The organism is Kitasatospora sp. NPDC057738 (assembly GCF_042798815.1).
Taxonomy (GTDB): domain Bacteria; phylum Actinomycetota; class Actinomycetes; order Streptomycetales; family Streptomycetaceae; genus Kitasatospora; species Kitasatospora lactacystinica.
Map to the genome: position 1 here is coordinate 49,980 of NZ_JBHVJT010000043.1, position 14,771 is coordinate 64,750.

18 protein-coding genes and 1 pseudogene are annotated in these 14,771 nt (G+C 73.7%); 8 read left to right on the plus strand and 11 right to left on the minus strand.

Annotated elements, in window-relative coordinates; genetic code table 11:
• Positions 1-161 precede the first annotated feature (161 nt).
• Positions 162-554 (minus strand): RidA family protein, encoded by a 393-nt coding sequence (locus tag ACFVGO_RS23165; protein WP_380633774.1) that lies wholly within the window; start codon positions 552-554, stop codon positions 162-164.
• Positions 555-781: 227 nt separating this feature from the next.
• Between ACFVGO_RS23165 and ACFVGO_RS23170 the strand changes: the two genes are divergently transcribed.
• Complete coding sequence (locus ACFVGO_RS23170) at positions 782-1,165, plus strand: VOC family protein (protein ID WP_380633776.1); 384 nt, start codon at positions 782-784, stop codon at positions 1,163-1,165.
• Positions 1,166-1,209: 44 nt separating this feature from the next.
• Here ACFVGO_RS23170 and ACFVGO_RS23175 read toward each other — a convergent pair whose 3' ends face one another.
• A complete protein-coding gene (locus tag ACFVGO_RS23175) occupies positions 1,210-1,626 on the minus strand; it encodes a VOC family protein (protein ID WP_380353322.1) in 417 nt (138 codons plus the stop codon).
• A gap of 5 nt (positions 1,627-1,631) precedes the next feature.
• Positions 1,632-2,120 carry a helix-turn-helix transcriptional regulator gene (locus tag ACFVGO_RS23180; protein WP_380633778.1) on the minus strand — a complete coding sequence of 163 codons (489 nt, stop codon included), beginning with the start codon at positions 2,118-2,120 and terminating at the stop codon, positions 1,632-1,634.
• Between the two features lie 222 nt (positions 2,121-2,342).
• On the opposite strand from ACFVGO_RS23180, the gene ACFVGO_RS23185 reads away from it, so the two are divergent.
• From ACFVGO_RS23185 to ACFVGO_RS23195, 3 genes are all read left to right on the plus strand, one after another.
• A complete protein-coding gene (locus ACFVGO_RS23185; RefSeq protein ID WP_380633780.1) occupies positions 2,343-3,521 on the plus strand; it encodes a PP2C family protein-serine/threonine phosphatase in 1,179 nt (392 codons plus the stop codon).
• Positions 3,522-3,816: 295 nt separating this feature from the next.
• On the plus strand, positions 3,817-4,395 hold the full coding sequence (locus ACFVGO_RS23190; protein WP_359906652.1) for a carbonic anhydrase: 579 nt from the start codon (positions 3,817-3,819) through the stop codon (positions 4,393-4,395).
• A gap of 156 nt (positions 4,396-4,551) precedes the next feature.
• On the plus strand, positions 4,552-5,184 hold the full coding sequence (locus ACFVGO_RS23195) for a flavin reductase family protein (RefSeq protein ID WP_359906600.1): 633 nt from the start codon (positions 4,552-4,554) through the stop codon (positions 5,182-5,184).
• 105 nt (positions 5,185-5,289) lie between these two features.
• On the opposite strand, the gene ACFVGO_RS23200 is transcribed toward ACFVGO_RS23195, so the two are convergent.
• On the minus strand, positions 5,290-5,880 hold the full coding sequence (locus ACFVGO_RS23200; RefSeq protein WP_359906603.1) for a hypothetical protein: 591 nt from the start codon (positions 5,878-5,880) through the stop codon (positions 5,290-5,292).
• A gap of 387 nt (positions 5,881-6,267) precedes the next feature.
• Between ACFVGO_RS23200 and ACFVGO_RS23205 the strand changes: the two genes are divergently transcribed.
• Together ACFVGO_RS23205 and ACFVGO_RS23210 are read left to right on the plus strand one after the other, a co-directional pair.
• On the plus strand, positions 6,268-7,404 hold the full coding sequence (locus ACFVGO_RS23205; protein WP_380633783.1) for a serine hydrolase domain-containing protein: 1,137 nt from the start codon (positions 6,268-6,270) through the stop codon (positions 7,402-7,404).
• Positions 7,405-7,408: 4 nt separating this feature from the next.
• Positions 7,409-8,185 carry a MerR family transcriptional regulator gene (locus ACFVGO_RS23210; RefSeq protein WP_380633784.1) on the plus strand — a complete coding sequence of 259 codons (777 nt, stop codon included), beginning with the start codon at positions 7,409-7,411 and terminating at the stop codon, positions 8,183-8,185.
• 163 nt (positions 8,186-8,348) lie between these two features.
• Here ACFVGO_RS23210 and ACFVGO_RS23215 read toward each other — a convergent pair.
• Positions 8,349-8,612, minus strand: a pseudogene (locus tag ACFVGO_RS23215) (lasso peptide biosynthesis B2 protein); the annotation flags it as partial.
• Positions 8,613-8,727: 115 nt separating this feature from the next.
• On the opposite strand from ACFVGO_RS23215, the gene ACFVGO_RS23220 reads away from it, so the two are divergent.
• Entirely contained in the window at positions 8,728-9,453 is a 726-nt protein-coding gene (locus tag ACFVGO_RS23220; protein ID WP_380633787.1) for a class I SAM-dependent methyltransferase, read from the plus strand.
• A 37-nt stretch (positions 9,454-9,490) separates the two neighbouring features.
• On the opposite strand, the gene ACFVGO_RS23225 is transcribed toward ACFVGO_RS23220, so the two are convergent.
• The 4 genes from ACFVGO_RS23225 to ACFVGO_RS23240 all read right to left on the minus strand — a co-directional run bounded on the left by ACFVGO_RS23225 (position 9,491) and on the right by ACFVGO_RS23240 (position 11,623).
• On the minus strand, positions 9,491-9,997 hold the full coding sequence (locus ACFVGO_RS23225; protein WP_359906615.1) for a hypothetical protein: 507 nt from the start codon (positions 9,995-9,997) through the stop codon (positions 9,491-9,493).
• A 249-nt stretch (positions 9,998-10,246) separates the two neighbouring features.
• Positions 10,247-10,480, minus strand: coding sequence for a DUF4287 domain-containing protein (locus ACFVGO_RS23230; RefSeq protein ID WP_380633789.1), 234 nt, complete (start codon positions 10,478-10,480; stop codon positions 10,247-10,249).
• 167 nt (positions 10,481-10,647) lie between these two features.
• Entirely contained in the window at positions 10,648-11,202 is a 555-nt protein-coding gene (locus tag ACFVGO_RS23235; RefSeq protein WP_380633791.1) for a hypothetical protein, read from the minus strand.
• Between the two features lie 16 nt (positions 11,203-11,218).
• Positions 11,219-11,623: an ATP-binding protein gene (locus ACFVGO_RS23240; RefSeq protein WP_380633793.1), complete on the minus strand. Its 405-nt coding sequence runs from the start codon at positions 11,621-11,623 to the stop codon at positions 11,219-11,221.
• 1,039 nt (positions 11,624-12,662) lie between these two features.
• Here ACFVGO_RS23240 and ACFVGO_RS23245 point away from each other — a divergent pair.
• A complete protein-coding gene (locus ACFVGO_RS23245) occupies positions 12,663-13,424 on the plus strand; it encodes a transcriptional regulator (RefSeq protein ID WP_380633795.1) in 762 nt (253 codons plus the stop codon).
• On the opposite strand, the gene ACFVGO_RS23250 is transcribed toward ACFVGO_RS23245, so the two are convergent.
• Together ACFVGO_RS23250 and ACFVGO_RS23255 are read right to left on the minus strand one after the other, a co-directional pair.
• On the minus strand, positions 13,405-14,067 hold the full coding sequence (locus ACFVGO_RS23250; protein ID WP_380633797.1) for an HAD family hydrolase: 663 nt from the start codon (positions 14,065-14,067) through the stop codon (positions 13,405-13,407). The genes ACFVGO_RS23245 and ACFVGO_RS23250 overlap by 20 nt on opposite strands.
• Positions 14,068-14,346: 279 nt before the next feature.
• Positions 14,347-14,610, minus strand: coding sequence for a DUF4287 domain-containing protein (locus ACFVGO_RS23255; protein ID WP_359906618.1), 264 nt, complete (start codon positions 14,608-14,610; stop codon positions 14,347-14,349).
• Between the last annotated feature and the right edge of the window lie 161 nt (positions 14,611-14,771).

A 14,771-nucleotide genomic window follows, 5' to 3' on the forward strand; every position in this document is an offset into this window, starting at 1 on the left:
CGGGGTGCCGGATGCCCGAAAAAATACGGGTGGGGGTATCTCGACCTGCGACAACAGCACCCATCCCGCGGTTCATTCCCCCACCGGCCGACCACCGTCCGGCGGCCCCGCCCGTAGCGCCGCCGCCCCGGTCGGTCGGCCCGGTCGGCCCGGTCGGCCCGCTAGCCGATCACCGCGTCCACCTCGACCTCCACCAGCCACCGCTCGTCGATGAAACGCGACACCTCCACGAAGGTGGTGACCGGGCGGATCTGCGCGAAGCGCTCGCCGTGGGCGCGCGCCGCCTCCCGCCACTGGCTCATGTCGGTGAGCATGATGCGGGTCCGCACGACGTCCGCGAGCGTGGCGCCCGTCTCCCGCAGGGCGGCCTCGGCGATGTCCAGGCAGCGGACGGTCTGGGCGTGGACGTCGCCCTGGCCGACCGGCGCGCCGTCCTCGCCGATCGGGGCGGTGCCCGCGACCGCGACGTAGTCGCCCTTGCGCACGGCCCGGGAGAAACCGATCCGCGGTTCGAGGGGCGAGCCGGAACTGACTGTCTGTCGAGTGCTCTCCATCGCCCCATCGTGCCGCACCGGGGTGCGCGCCGGGCCGTCCGCCTGCGCGAACGCCCCCGCGCGCCGCCCGGCCCGCGGGCAGGCGTCCGCGGACCCGTCGGGCCCTTCGAGGTCGAGCGGGATCGGGATCCCCACGCATCGGCCTCCGGCCCCGGAGGCGTACCGTCGTCCGGGCGGGCGGATCAATCCCCTTGCGCCGCGACATGATCGACGTAGGCTGACGGACCATGGCATGCCGCATCAGCGAACTGGTCATCGAAGCCGCCGACCCCGAGCGGCTCGCCGCGTTCTGGAGCGAGGTCCTCGGCTACGTCGAAGTCGGCCGCGAGGGCGGCGGCACCATCGAGATCGGGCCGCCCGGCACCGGCTTCGGCGGCCCGCAGCCCACCCTCTTCTTCCTCCCCAACAGCGAGCCGAGGCCCGGCAAGCTCCGGCTGCACATCGACGTCAACCCCACCGACCGCGACCAGGACGCCGAGCTGGAGCGGCTGCTCGCGCTCGGCGCCGAGCCGGTCGACGTCGGCCAGCCCGCCGACGCCGCCTGGCACGTCCTGGCCGACCCGGAGGGCAACGAGTTCTGCCTGCTGCACACCCGGCTCCAGCCCGTCTGACCCGCCCCGGGCCGCCACAGGCCGCACAGGCCGCCGGCCGGCCGCTACCTCGTGCGCGGCTGGTTGAAGCGCAGCATGTTGCCCGACGGGTCGCGGAAGGCGCAGTCGCGCACCCCGTAGGGCTGGTCCATCGGCTCCTGGAGCACCTCGGCGCCGGCCGCCCGCAGCCGCTCGAAGGTGGCGTCGCAGTCGTCGGTGCGGAAGATGACACCGCGCAGCAGGCCCTTGGCGAGGAGTTCGGCGGCGGCCCGGCGGTCGGTCTCGGAGGCGTGCGGGTCGGCCAGCGGCGGCTCCAGGACGATCTCCACACCGGGCTGGTCGGGCGAGCCGACGGTGACCCAGCGCATGCCCTCGAAGCCGACGTCGTTGCGCACCTCGAAGCCGAGGACGTCGCGGTAGAAGGCGAGCGCCCGGTCGTGGTCGTCGACGGCGATGAAGCACTGCGCGAGTTCGATGCTCATGCGCGTCACGCTACGGGAGCGCCGGGGCCGCCGTCCCGCCGGGCACCCTCGGCGTCCTCAGCACCCTTGACCCCCTTCGTCCCCTTGGCCTCCTTGGCCTCCGCGCGGCGCACCGGGCGGGTGCGGACCTTGGCGATGCAGGCCGGGATCGCCGCGCCCGGCTCGTGGTCGCCGGCCCGGTAGGCGCTGGGGCTCTGCCCGACCAGCTCGGTGAAGCGGGTGCTGAAGGAGCCCAGCGAGGTGCAGCCCACCGCCATGCACACCTCGGTCACGCTCAGGTCCCCGCGCCGCAGCAGCGCCTTGGCCCGCTCGATCCGTCGGGTCATGAGGTAGCTGTACGGGGTCTCGCCGTAGGCGGTGCGGAAGCTGCGCGAGAAGTGGCCGGAGGACATCAGCGCGGTACGGGCCAGCGCCGGCACGTCCAGCGGCTGCGCGTACTCGCGGTCCATCCGGTCCCGGGCCCGGCGCAGCCGCACCAGGTCGTCGATCGGCACCCGGCCCGCCGGGGTCGCACGGGAGGACGGCGGCACGGGCGGGGACGGCGGCACAGGCTGCGGCGCTGACGGGGGCGGGGGCGTGGACGGGGAGGACACACCGGCCACCGTACCGAGCGCCGCCGACAGTCGCCGTCCCCCGCCCGGCGCAGCCCGCTCGCGCCCGCCCCGCCGCGCCGACCACCCTGGAGGGACGGCCGGGCGGCGGAGAGGACGGCAGGGGTGGACCGCAAGGATCAGCAGCCCGCCGCCCCGCGCGCCCCCGCCAACCGGACGGTGGTGCTCGGCGTGCTGGCCGCCACCGCCGCCGTGCTGCTGGTCCAGGCGGCCAGCGGCACCAGCTCCCGCCTGGTGCTGCTGCTGGTGTTCCTGCCCGCGCTGATGGCGGGTCTGGGCACCATCGCCCAGACGGTGGCCGTCTCGGTGTGGGTGACCGCCGTGGTCGTGCTCCATTCGCTGGTGGTCCCGCCCGGCGACCTGCCGGCCCGGCTGGGCACCCTGGTGGGCGTGGTCGCCGCCGAGGCTGCCGCGATCGGCCTGTGCGCGCGGCGGGTGCGGCGCGAGCGGCAGCTGTCGCGGATGCGGCAGAGCGCCGTCGCCCTCCAGCGCCAGCTGCTGCGCCCGCTGCCCGTCACCACCCCGGACGTGCGCCTGGACGGGCTGTACCGGCCGGTGGAGGAGGACGCCATGGTCGGCGGCGACCTGTACGACGTCGCCGAGACCCCGCACGGCACCCGGGTGCTGGTCGGCGACGTCCAGGGCAAGGGCCTGCCCGCGATCGGGACGGGCTTCGCGGTGCTGAGCGCCTTCCGGGAGGCGGCCTTCCGCGAGGCGCGGCTGCCCGCCGTCGCCGATGCCCTGGAGGCGGCGGTGGAGCGGCACAACGCGTACGCGGTGCAGAGCGGCGAGCAGGAGCGGTTCGTCACCGCCACCGTGCTGTGCGTCGGCGGCCCGGACGGGAACGGCACCGGGAACGGGAACAGGAACGGGACCGGCGAAGGGGCCAGGACCGGAGAAGGGGACGGCTCCGCCACCGAGGTACGGGCCGTCAACTGCGGCCACCTCTCCCCCTACCTGCTGCACGCCGACGGCCGCGTGGAGCCCGTCCCCCTGGACGCCGGCATCCCGCTCGGCCTCGCCGCCCTGGCCGCCCCCGGCGAGCCGCGCCCCGTGCGGCGCTTCGCGCTGCCCGGGGACGGGGTGCTGGTCCTGCTCACCGACGGCATCACCGAGGCGCAGGACGCCTCCGGCACGTTCTACCCGGTCGAACAGGGCCTGGCCGACCTCGCCGCCACCCCCGCCGACGCCCTGCCCGAGGCCCTCGACCGGCGGGCCCGGCGCTGGAGCGGCGGCCACAGCCGCGACGACGTCACCGTCCTCGCCCTGCGCCCCGCCCCGTAGCCGCCCCACCCGCCGCCCCGCCCCGCAGCCGCCGGACCCGCGGCCCGGGCCCCCGTCGGAGCGGTACGGGCCCGCACGGGGCGCATGAGGCCGTACAGGGGTCGCATGCGGATCGCACGGGGTCGTACGGGCCCGTCCGTGGGGCCGTCCGACCCTTGACCCCCGGCTGCGGGCTCCACCTGCGGCGATCTAGGGTGCAGACATGATCCCCACACCGATATCCGAGCCCGAGCCCGGCCCGCTCGACGGCCCCACGGACGACTTCCTGACCGACCCCGCCCAGGCGCTGCGGGTGATGATGCAGGGCAACGCCCGGTTCGTCGCGGGCAACCCCGAGCACCCCAACCAGGACGCCGGGCGCCGCGCGGCGCTCGCCCCGGCGCAGCGGCCCTTCGCGGTGCTGTTCGGCTGTTCGGACTCCCGGCTGGCCGCCGAGATCATCTTCGACCAGGGCCTGGGCGACCTGTTCGTGGTGCGCACCGCCGGGCACGTCACCGGTGCGGAGGCGCTGGGCAGCATCGAGTACGGGGTGAGCGTGCTGGACTGCCCGCTGGTGGTGGTGCTGGGCCACGACTCCTGCGGTGCGGTGGCGGCGGCGCTGGAATCCCTGGAGCAGGGGCAGCTGCCGGGCGGTTTCGTCCGGGACGTGGTGGAGCGGGTGACCCCGAGCGTGCTGTCCGCGAAGGCGGCGGGCATCGAGGACAGCGACGGGATCGTGGACGAGCACATCCGCCAGACCGTGGACCTGCTGGTGGAGCGCTCGCAGGCGCTGGCCGCGAAGGTCGCCGAGGGGAAGGTGTCCGTGGTGGGCCTGTCCTACCGGCTGCGCGACGGCCGGGCCCGGCTGATCGCCGCCCGGGGGCCGGTGGGCTGACGGAGCGCCCGCCGCGGCGGGCCCTGCCGTCCTCGGGAGCCGCAGGACCTGCGGGACCTGCGGGAACGTGATGTCCGATCACCGCCAGCGCCCCCGGCCGGGCCGGGGCAGAGTCGGTGACCGCAACGATTCCCCATCCCGAGGACGGCAGTTCCCGTGCACAAGGTCATCGATCTCAAGGTTCTCTACTTCGGCACCCCGGTGGTGCTGATCGGATCCCGCAACGAGGACGGCAGCGCCAACCTCATGCCGATGTCCTCGGCGTGGTGGCTGGGGCAGTCCTGCGTGCTGGGTCTGGGCGACAGCTCCCAGACCGCCGCCAACCTGCGGCGCGAGGGCGAGTGCGTGCTCAACCTGCCCTCCTCCGCGCAGGTGGACGCCGTGGACGCCCTCGCGCTGCTGACCGCCGCCCCGCGGATCGCCGAGTACCGGCTGAAGCAGGGCTACCGCCACGAGCGGCGGAAGTTCGCCGCCGCCGGTATGACCGAGCTGCCCGGCGAGCTGGTGCGGGCGCCGCGTGCCGCCGAGTGCCCGGTGCAGCTGGAGTGCCGGGTGGAGTCGGCGACGGCGCTGACGGGCGGCGGGCGCACCGCCTTCGAGGTGTCGGTGGTGCGCGCCCACGTCGAGGAGAGCCTGCTGGTGCCCGGCAGCGACCACTACGTCGACCCGGTCGGCTGGGACCCGCTGATCATGAAGTTCTGCGAGTTCTTCGGCGACGGGCGGCGCCTGTCCCCCTCCCGCCTCGCCGAGGGCTGGCAGATGCCCGGGCGGCTGCCCGCCGCCGTGTGACGTGACGCCGGCTCAGCCCTCGGGCCCCCGACTCAGCCCCCGGCTCAGCCCTCGGGCCCACCCGCTCAGCCCTCGGGCCCCCGGCTCACGGCCGCGCTCCCCCGCTCACGGCGCGACGGTCGCCCCGCAGGAGTCGCACACCCGCGTCGCGGGCAGTTCCAGGAAGCAGGTCGGACAGATCGCCGGCGGGCGCGGCGGGGCGGCGACGGCAGCCTTGCGCTCCACCGAGGCGCGCAGGCGCGGGGCCAGGGCGGGCGTGCCGCCGTCGGCGGGCAGGTCGGCGCCGAAGTGCCGGTAGCAGGCCAGGCGGGCGGCGGCCGCGTGCTGCTCGCGGTCCATCTCCGCGGCCACCGGCGGCTGGCCGGCCACCGCCAGCACCTCCTGGTAGCCGGGGCCGACCCGGCCGTCCGTGGCGTGCACCACCAGGGCCGTCAGCGGCGGGTCGCCGCGCCGGTGCGCCTCGCGGATCACCAGGGACAGCACCTTGCCGATCCAGTGCCGCTGGTTGACCCGGGTGCGTACCCCGGAGGCCTCCTGCACCGCCTCGGCCAGGTCCGCGTAGCTGATCACCGCGTGGTAGCGGCGCGCCACCTCCACCAGGGCGGGGTAGGCCGCCCGGGTCCACACGATGTGCGCCTGGGTGGCGCCGACCGCCGCGCCGTCCGACACCCGCCAGTAGCTGTGCTGCTCCGTCATCCGCCCGCCCCTGTCCGTCTTGTCCGTGTCTGTCCTCCGCAGTCCCCCGCCGCAGCGAGGCTACCCCGCCCCGGAACGGCACCCTCGGGCGGGGCCTCGCCTCGGACGGGGCTTGACTTCAAGTCCTGTTGAAGTCGTGGAATGGGTGCCGACCGCAGCCGTACGGGCAACCCCGCGGTCGATGCCCCGCCCGTACGGACCCGTACCGGGGCCGGGGCCGCCGTCTTCCCGATCGTGCCGACGGCGGCCCCGGCTCCGGGTCCTCCCGCCCCCGTCCACGCCGCGGCTGTGAGCCGGATCACGGTTGAGGTTGACCTCGGGTCAGGGTGCAGGCTCCCCTCATCGGGCCCGATGACCACGCGGGCCCCACGGATACGAGGGGGCAGCATGTCCACCACCCACCACTCCACCCACCACCTCGGCCACGGTCCGGACCGCCCGGAGCTGCGGCGGGCGATCGAGGAGATCGCCGAATCCGGCTTCCTCGGGGTGCAGGTGCGGGTGAACGACGCGCGCGGCGAGTGGGTCGGCAGCGCCGGGGCCCGCGAGCTGGGCCGCGACGGCAGGCCACCGGCCGACGGGCACTTCCGCGTCGGCAGCGTCACCAAGAGCTTCGTCGCGACCTCGGTGCTCCTGCTGGTCGCCGAGGGCCGGCTGGCCCTGGACGACCCGGCCGGCGACCACCTGCCCGGGTTCGGGCTGGACCGGCGGATCACGGTGCGGATGCTGCTGCAGCACACCAGCGGGGTCTTCAGCCACACCGGCGAGTTGGCGGAGGACGGGACGTTCGTGCCGGGCGTCCCGTGGCGGGGCAAGGAGTGGGTGGACGCCCGCTTCCGCACGTACCCGCCCGAGGAGCTGGTGCGGCTGTCGCTGTCCCGGCCGGCGCGGTTCGCGCCGGGGGCGGGCTGGAGCTACTCCAACACCAACTACGTGCTGGCCCGGCTGCTGGTCGAGCGGGTCGGCGGCCGCCCCTTCGCCGAGGAGCTGCGGCGGCTGGTCCTGGAGCCGCTGGGGCTGACCGGCACGGTGGCGCCGGGCGCCTCGCCGGAGGTCCCCGCGCCGCACGCCCGCAGCTACTACCGCTACGAGGACGCCGGACGGGAGCGGACGCTCGACGTCACCCGCCACGACCCGTCCTGGGTCGCGGCCGGCGGCGACATGATCTCCACCACCCGGGACCTGCACACCTACGTCTCCGCGCTGCTCGGCGGCAGGCTGCTGCCGCCCGGCCTGCTGGCCGAGATGCGCACGCCGGAAGCGACGGTCGGCTACGGACTGGGGCTGTTCGCCCAGGAGAGGGCGGGCGGCACCGTCTTCCACCACAACGGCGCCACCATCGGCTCGGCGGCGCTGATGTACGGCTCGCCGGACGGCGGCACGACCCTCACCGCCGGGCTGAACTACGTGGACGACGCCGACGTGTCCATCGCGGCGGCGTTCCAGGGCGCCCAGCGGCGGCTCGTCGACGAGGTGTTCGGCACCGGGCCCGGCCCCGCGGCATCCGGTCGTACGGCAGGCTGAACGAATGACAAACGGAGTCACGATCGGGCAAGCGGCGGCGTACGTCGGCGTCACGGTGAAGACGGTGCGGCACTACCACCGGCAGGGGCTGGTCGACGAGCCGCAGCGCGACGCCTCCGGCTACCGGCGGTACGGGTCGGCCGAGTTGCTGCGGCTGGTGCAGGTCCGGACGCTGGCCGCCGCCGGGGTGCCGCTGGCGGAGATCGGGCCGCTGCTCGACGCCGACGGCGAGCGGTTCACCGCCGCCCTCGCCGACGTGGAGCGGCGGCTGGACGAACGGATCGCGGAACTGACCGCGCGCCGCGACACCCTGCACCGGCTCGCCGACGGCGACCGGGCCCTGCTGCCCGACCGCGCCTGCGCGGCCCTGGAGCGGATGCCCGGGCTCGGCTTCGGCCCCGACTACGTGGCGGCGCAGCGCGAGGCCCTGGTGCTGGCGCGGGCCCTGGTGCCGGAGGGCTTCGACGGCTTCCTGTCCCAGCTCGAACACCGCCTGGACGACCCGGAGTTCGTCGATCTGGCCAGACGCGGCCAGGAGGCCGAGGCCTGGGCGCCGGACGATCCGAGGATCGAGGAGCTCGCCGCCGCCATGGCCGACCGCTGCCTGGCCAACCCCGCGCTCCTGGGAGACCCCGACAGCCTGCGGGCCTGGGCCAGGGCCTCCGTCCAGTACCGCCTGATCGACCGCCACCGCGACGACGAGGCCCCGGTCTCGGCCCGGCTGACCGCCCTCACCGAGGCCAGGCTGCGCGCCGCCGGCGTCCCGGCCCCGCACCGGTAGCGGCCCCGGCCGGGCGCGCACGGGAAGTCGGCCCGCCCGACTTCCCACGCACCGGCGGCGCTCCGTGCCCCGGCCGCGAACCCACCGCCCGAACGCACGGGAAGTCGACCCCGCCGACTTCTGCGCCGCTCGGCCGCCCCGCTCGCCGACCGACCCGCCGCGGTCAACGGCCCGGCGGGCGTCCCGGGCGTCCCGGGCGGGGCTGCGGTGCGATGGTGACCAGCGGGTGGAAGTGGGCGGGTTCGGCGGGTTCGTCGACGGGTTCGCCCTCGGCCTCGATCCGGGCGTGGGCGCGGAAGGGGGCGGTGCGCACGCCCGTGCGCCAGGTCGGCCGGCTGCCCCGGGTCCGGCACAACAGGGCTGCGGCGATGGGGCGTTGAAGACAGCCCTGGCCGGCGCAGCGCATGCCGAGCGCGACCACGGCCTGCGGCGGTGGGGGCCTCGGCCCGGCGGGCGGGGGACGGGGCCGGCTTTCGGCCGGCCGTGGACGAAGTGGCGCCGACCCGTTGGGCGCCGGGTGGGGCTTCGCCTAGGTTCGACCCATGGTGGACGCATGCTTCGGGCACCCGCGGCTGGCCGCGGTCTACGACCCGCTCGACCCGGACCGCGGTGATCTCGACGCCTACCTGCGGATGGTGCGGGAGTTCGGGGCGCGCCGGGTGCTGGACATCGGCTGCGGCACGGGGGTGTTCGCACTGCTGCTGGCCGGGCGCGGGGTCGAGGTGGTCGGCGTGGATCCCGCACCGGCGTCCGTGGAGGTCGCGCGGGCCAAGCCGGGCGGCGGGCGGGTGCGGTGGATCCACGGTGACGCCACGCAGTTGCCGCCGCTGCGGGTCGACCTGGCGACGATGACGGCGAACGTCGCCCAGGCCGTCGTCGGTCCGCGGGACTGGCAGGGGACGCTGCGGGGGGCCTTCGGGGCGCTGCGGCCCGGCGGGCGGCTGGTCTTCGAGACCCGTGACCCGGCCGCGCGCGCCTGGCAGGAGTGGACCCGTGGGCGTTCCCACCGGGTGACGGACGTCCCGGGGGTCGGCCCCGTCGAGAGCTGGGTCGACCTGACCGGGGTGCGCTGGCCCCTGGTGTCGTTCCGGTGGACGTACGTGTTCGCCGCGGACGGGCAGGTGCTGACCTCGGATTCGACGCTGCGTTTCCGGGAGCGGGAGGAGGTCGAGCGGGATCTGGCCGCCCACGGCTTCGTGGTGGAGGAGGTCCGCGACGCGCCCGACCGGCCGGGCCGGGAGTTCGTCTTCGTGGCCCGGCGCCCGTGACCTCCGTGAACTCCCGTGAACTCCGGCGGTCTACGGATCAGGACCCCTGGGCGCCGATCTTCCGGTTGGCGAGGCGGATGAGGTCCTTGGCGAAGGCGCGGTGGACCGAGGGGACGACGACCGCCATCGCCAGGTGTCCTGCCCGGTGCTGGAACTCGAAGCGGCGGAAGGACGTCAGGACGCCCGTCGCGCCGACCTCCCTGACCGTCGCCAGGTCGCGCCACGCGACCGCGTCCCGGACGCCGCCGAGGAGGTCGGTCACGGCCACGCCGTCCTCGTGCAGGCGGCACTGGCGGATGCCGAGCCGCCCGGCCGCCCAGCGCCAGGCGAAGGCGAGGCCGTAGACCGCCAGGACGATCGCCACCACGATCGCGGTCTTGATCACGGCGTTGTCCGGCCGCATCACCACCAGGCCGACGAGCAGCACCAGGCAGAACACCAGGACGAACCGCCGCCCGAGCTGCCAGAGCAGCCCGGGGACGCCGATGACGGAAGCACTGCGGTGGAGCGCACCGAACGCGGGCTCCCTGAACTGCCTTGCCATGCCGATCCCCTGTCCCGGTAGCGGAGTTGAGCGGCGTGATCGCCGACTCCCCGCGCCCACTGTCGGGGAGCGCCGGACGGCTGGCAAGTCGTCGGGCGGCGGGTGGGCGCCACCGGCCGCCTCCGGGAGCGGACGTCGATCCGCCGGACGGGGCCCGGAGCTCGTCGCGGAGGGAGGGTCCGCCTGCGGGCGGGGCGGCAGGCGCCGGGCCTGGCCGTGCGCGTGTGAGAAGTCGACCGGGCCGACTTCTCACACGGGCTCGTCGGATCCGGAGTCAGGGACGGAGGGTCCGCCCCTGTGCCGGGCCTTCGACGGGCCTTCGACGACGGTGAGGTGGGCGGCCTTGCGCCAGGCGACGAGTTCCATGTGCTGGGTGAACGGGGAGGCCCGGATGAGGTCCTTCCACTCCTCGATCGGGCAGCCGTACTTCTTCTCCATGGACGGGAAGCAGGAGGCGGGGCCCTTCACGGCGGCGATGGCCACGAGCGTGGTCCTCTCGAAGAAGTGCGGTGGGGGGCGGGGGGGGGGAAAGGGGGGGAAGAGTGGCCCCCCACCGCGAACTCATCGCCGCCCGGGGATGATCGCCGTCACGCGCCGGCGGTGATGCGGCGGCGCCGACCGCCGGGCGGGGTCGGCTTCCTGCGCGCGGTTCAGGTGTGGATGGCGACTTGGGTGCGGCAGTGGGTGAGGGCGTAGCGGATGCGGGTGTCTGGATTGGGGGTGGTGGCGAGGAGTTCGCCTGCGGTGGTGAGGGAGTTCCAGTAGCGGGTGGGGTCGCCGGCGCGGGGCAGGGGGTGGGTGGCGGCGAGGGAGAGGTAGGCGGCGGTGAGGTTGCCGGTGGTGAACCAGCGCTGGAGGCCGTGGTGGTGGCCGGGTCGGATGCCGCCCATCGCGTCGACGGCAGTCAGGAAGTGGCCGACGACGGCCTGTTCGGTGGGGGTGAGTTCCTTGGGGACGTCGAAGATGCCCAGGGCTTCGAGGACTTCGCCGGTGTCGGCTTCGGAGTCGGGGCGGGGGCCGGCGAGCAGGGCGTTGTGGCACTCGGCGAGGCGGCGGGTGATGTCGGGGAGGGGGATGTCGAGGGCGAGGCAGACGGCTTGGGCACAGGGGGCGGGCTTGTGGCCGAGGCGGGCGAGGAGGGCGTAGGTGGCGGCGGGGGTGGCGCCGCGCGCGAGGGTGTGGCGGGCGAGGGTGCTGAGGTGCATGAGGTGGTTCGGACTTTCAGGCGGTGACGGGGACGGAGACAGGGGCGATGAGGGTCCAGACGTACTTGCCGATGCCGCCTGGGCGCGGGGAGCAGCCCCAGCGCTCGGCGAGCTCGTTGACGAGGAGCAGGCCGCGCCCGTGCTCGTCGTCCGGCGCGGCGGCACGGAGGGACGGCCGGCCGGATCCCGCGTCGTGAACTTCCAGCCGGAGACGGGAGTCCACGAGGGCGAAGCGGATCTCGATGTACCGGTCGGAGGGCGCGTCGGAATGCCGCACGGCGTTGGCGAAGAGTTCACACAGGAGCAGTTCGGCGGTGTCGCAGTAGCGCTCGCCAGAGGGCAGCCCGGAGAGGTAGGCGCGGAGAAGGTAGCGGGCCAGGGGCGCGGATTCGGGGCGGGAGTCGAGGCGCGCGACGAACATACGGGGGCGGCGGGCAATGAACACGGGGGACCTCAGAGGACGGAAGGGTGCACGAAGGAAGTGCGGCATCGGGCTGCGAATGTCTGGCACAGCGCCACCCAGTGGCCTGGACGGACGCTGCAAGAGATCACCGCGTCGAGCCGGTATTCGGTGGATACCTACCGAACGCCCTTGCGGACATTGAGTTCGATCGCGACGCCGGGTGGCGACAGGGGCCGGCTCACGACGGATGCCACGAATCGCCTCCGAGGCATGCGGAGTGTGCGACGACCGCCCGGCCGGCTGGGGCCCGGCCGGACCTGTCGGGCATGGCTGCTCTGCCTCAAGCACGCAAACCTACTGTCAGTAATCTGGCGACACCGTTTGGTGACCGGACTAATCGTCGCCCGCCCAAAGGACGTCCTGAAGGCCTTGCAGAGGACTCTTGAGGGACACACAGAGGACATGCAGCTCTGCCATGCGCCTGATGAGTCCCCAAAACGTCCTGCGAGTCCGTAGGGTTGATTCGTCATCAGCATGCGCGGAGGAGACTGTGCCCAACACCGCCCTTAAAGCAGCCAGGCAAGCCGCCGGCTACGCCAGCCAGCAGGCCTTGGCCGACGCCCTCACCCGGGCGGCCCGACAGCTTGGCCTTCGCGGAGCCTCCGTCAGCGTGCGCCAGATTCGCCGCTGGGAATCCGATACGCCCCCTTGGCCCGGGGAGGACTACCAACGCCTCCTGACTCACGTCCTACGGCAGCCGATTGAGGACCTGGGCTTCCGTGCTCCGTGGAACCGTTCCCGGCCCATGACTGCGAGCGTTGCCGCACCTGCAGCCACGCCTCGTGCAGCGTCAACAGCCCTCCGCGGCACGCTACCTCGGCCATACGGACCGCAGGGGAGCCAGCCAGGGACGGTCGGCTCCGACTACGCCATAGTCACCGAAGCTCACCGCCGGCTCTACCTGTCCACGGCGCCAGCCGCGCTGCACCCAACGGTGGCCGCACATGCCGATCTCGGCACCGTGCTACTCGGGGAGACAGACGGAGTTGCCCGCAAAGTGCTGGCCGCCTCCCTGGCCGAGTCGCTGCTGCTGCTCGGCCGAATCGAGTTCTTCGACCTACGGCAGCCCGACGCTGCTGACTCGACCTTTGTACGCGCACTTCAGGCCGCCGGTGAGGCGGACGACAACCTGCTCGGTGCCGCAATCCTCGCTCACAGCGCGTTCGTGCCCGGTTGGGCCGGCCACCTCAACGACGCGCGGGAACGTATGCACGCTGCCCGTACCTACGCTCGTCGGGCCCCGGTATCCACCGACGTACTGTCCTGGCTCGACGCAGTCGAGGCCGAGTGCCTCACTCGATGCGGCGACCATCGCGGCGCTCTCGCTCTGCTGCGGCACGCCGAGGATGTACTCACCGCTCGCAGCGACGTTCTGCCACCCGATTGGTTCACCTGGTTCTCGGCTACCCGGCTGCACGCGTTCCGTGGCAACACCGAGTTGCGAGCCGGTCTGCTTCCGCAGGCCCGGACCACACTGGAGCAGACGCTCGCCGAACTCCCGGAAACTGACGGCAAGCAACGCGTCGTAGTACTCGCCGACCTAGCGTCGGTCGAGGCCTCAGCCCGGCGACCAGAGCAGGCGTGTGCCCTACTGGAGCAGGCCCTCGACCAGCTGGCCATCACCTGGTACGCAACTGGCATGGAACGCGTGCGCGAGGCCCGGCGGGCACTCGCCCCGTGGCAGGACACGGCGGCCGTCCAACGCATGGACGACCGCCTCTACTCCTGGTCGGCGACGCTCAGCTCACTTCAGCGTTGAACTTGGCGATCAGGTCCGGAAGTTCCATCAGCGAGTCGATCCGGAACGTCGCCTGCTCCGCGGCCGGGTCCTGCTGCTGGATCCAGCCCCACGGGCCGCGCCGGATCAACGCCGTCCGCATCCCTGCCGCCCGGGCGGGGAGCACGTCGTTGTCGAGCCGGTCACCGACGTAGAGGATCTCATGCGGCTCCGCAGGTACCACCTCGGTGACGCGCTCGAAGAAGGCGAGGTCCGGCTTGCTCGCGCCCCAGTCGTCGGAAGTGCCGATCAGGTCGACATCGTCCGTGAACAGCCGGCGAAGGATCATCCCGGCCCGCACGGTCTGGTTGCCGGCGATCATCAACCACAGGCCGTCCGCCCGAAGTTGAGCGAAGGCGCCTCGAACATCCGGGTAGAGATCGTCCTCACCGAAGGTCTCCGGCCGGCCGGCAGCCGCCCGCTTCTCGCGTTCCTCATAGAGGTCGAAGCCGGGGGCGAAGATCTGGAAGGTCTCCCGGTAGTCCCGGCCCTGCGCGATCACCGCGCCGAACTGGGCTACGAATGTGTGCCTCGGTATACCCAACCAGTCGGCCCAGGTGCCGTACTCCCGGGTCTCGTCGACCAGGCACTCCCCAACGTCGAACACCACAGCCTTGATCGTCATAACTGCAGCCTAGTGGGGCAAGGACGTCCCCCGGCGCCCCCTCCGAAGTCCTTCCGACTCTGGCCATGCGATGGCCGGGTCCAACACGCGGGGCGATCGAGGCGGAGCTCAAGGCCGTCGTACGCGGCCCCGAACGCGTCCTCGCATGCCTGGAGGAGATGTACCGCGACGTCCGATCCGCCTTCCCGAACCGCAGGCCCGAACCGTTCGCGGTCCGGGCCTGCGGTCTGTCCCCGCTGCTCCCGGCGCGCCGCCGATCATCGCGACGACCCGCCGGGCTCAGGCGGCCTTCTCGGCGAGGGTGTGGGCGACGAGGGCGTTGGCGTGGCCGTGGCCGAGGCCGTGCTCGGTCTTGAGCCAGGCGACGAGTTCCATGTGCTTGGCGAGCGGGGAGGTGCGGACGAGGTCCTTCCACTCCTCGATCGGGCGGCCGTACTTCTTCTCGATGGCGGGGAAGTAGGACGCGGGGTTGCCCTTGGCGGCCGGCTTCTTCTCGGCGGCGGGCTGCACAGCGGCGGGCTTCTCGGCGGGGGTGGCGGTCATGGGCGGTTCCTCTCGGCGGGGCACGGCGGGAAGCGGGGGGGGGGGAGGGGGGGGGCGGGGCCCCCGACCCAGGTCCGGACGTCTTGGGGGCACCCACACACCCCAACTCCTACCCGGCGTTCAACGGTAACACCCCACCCCCCAACACACCGCTAAATACG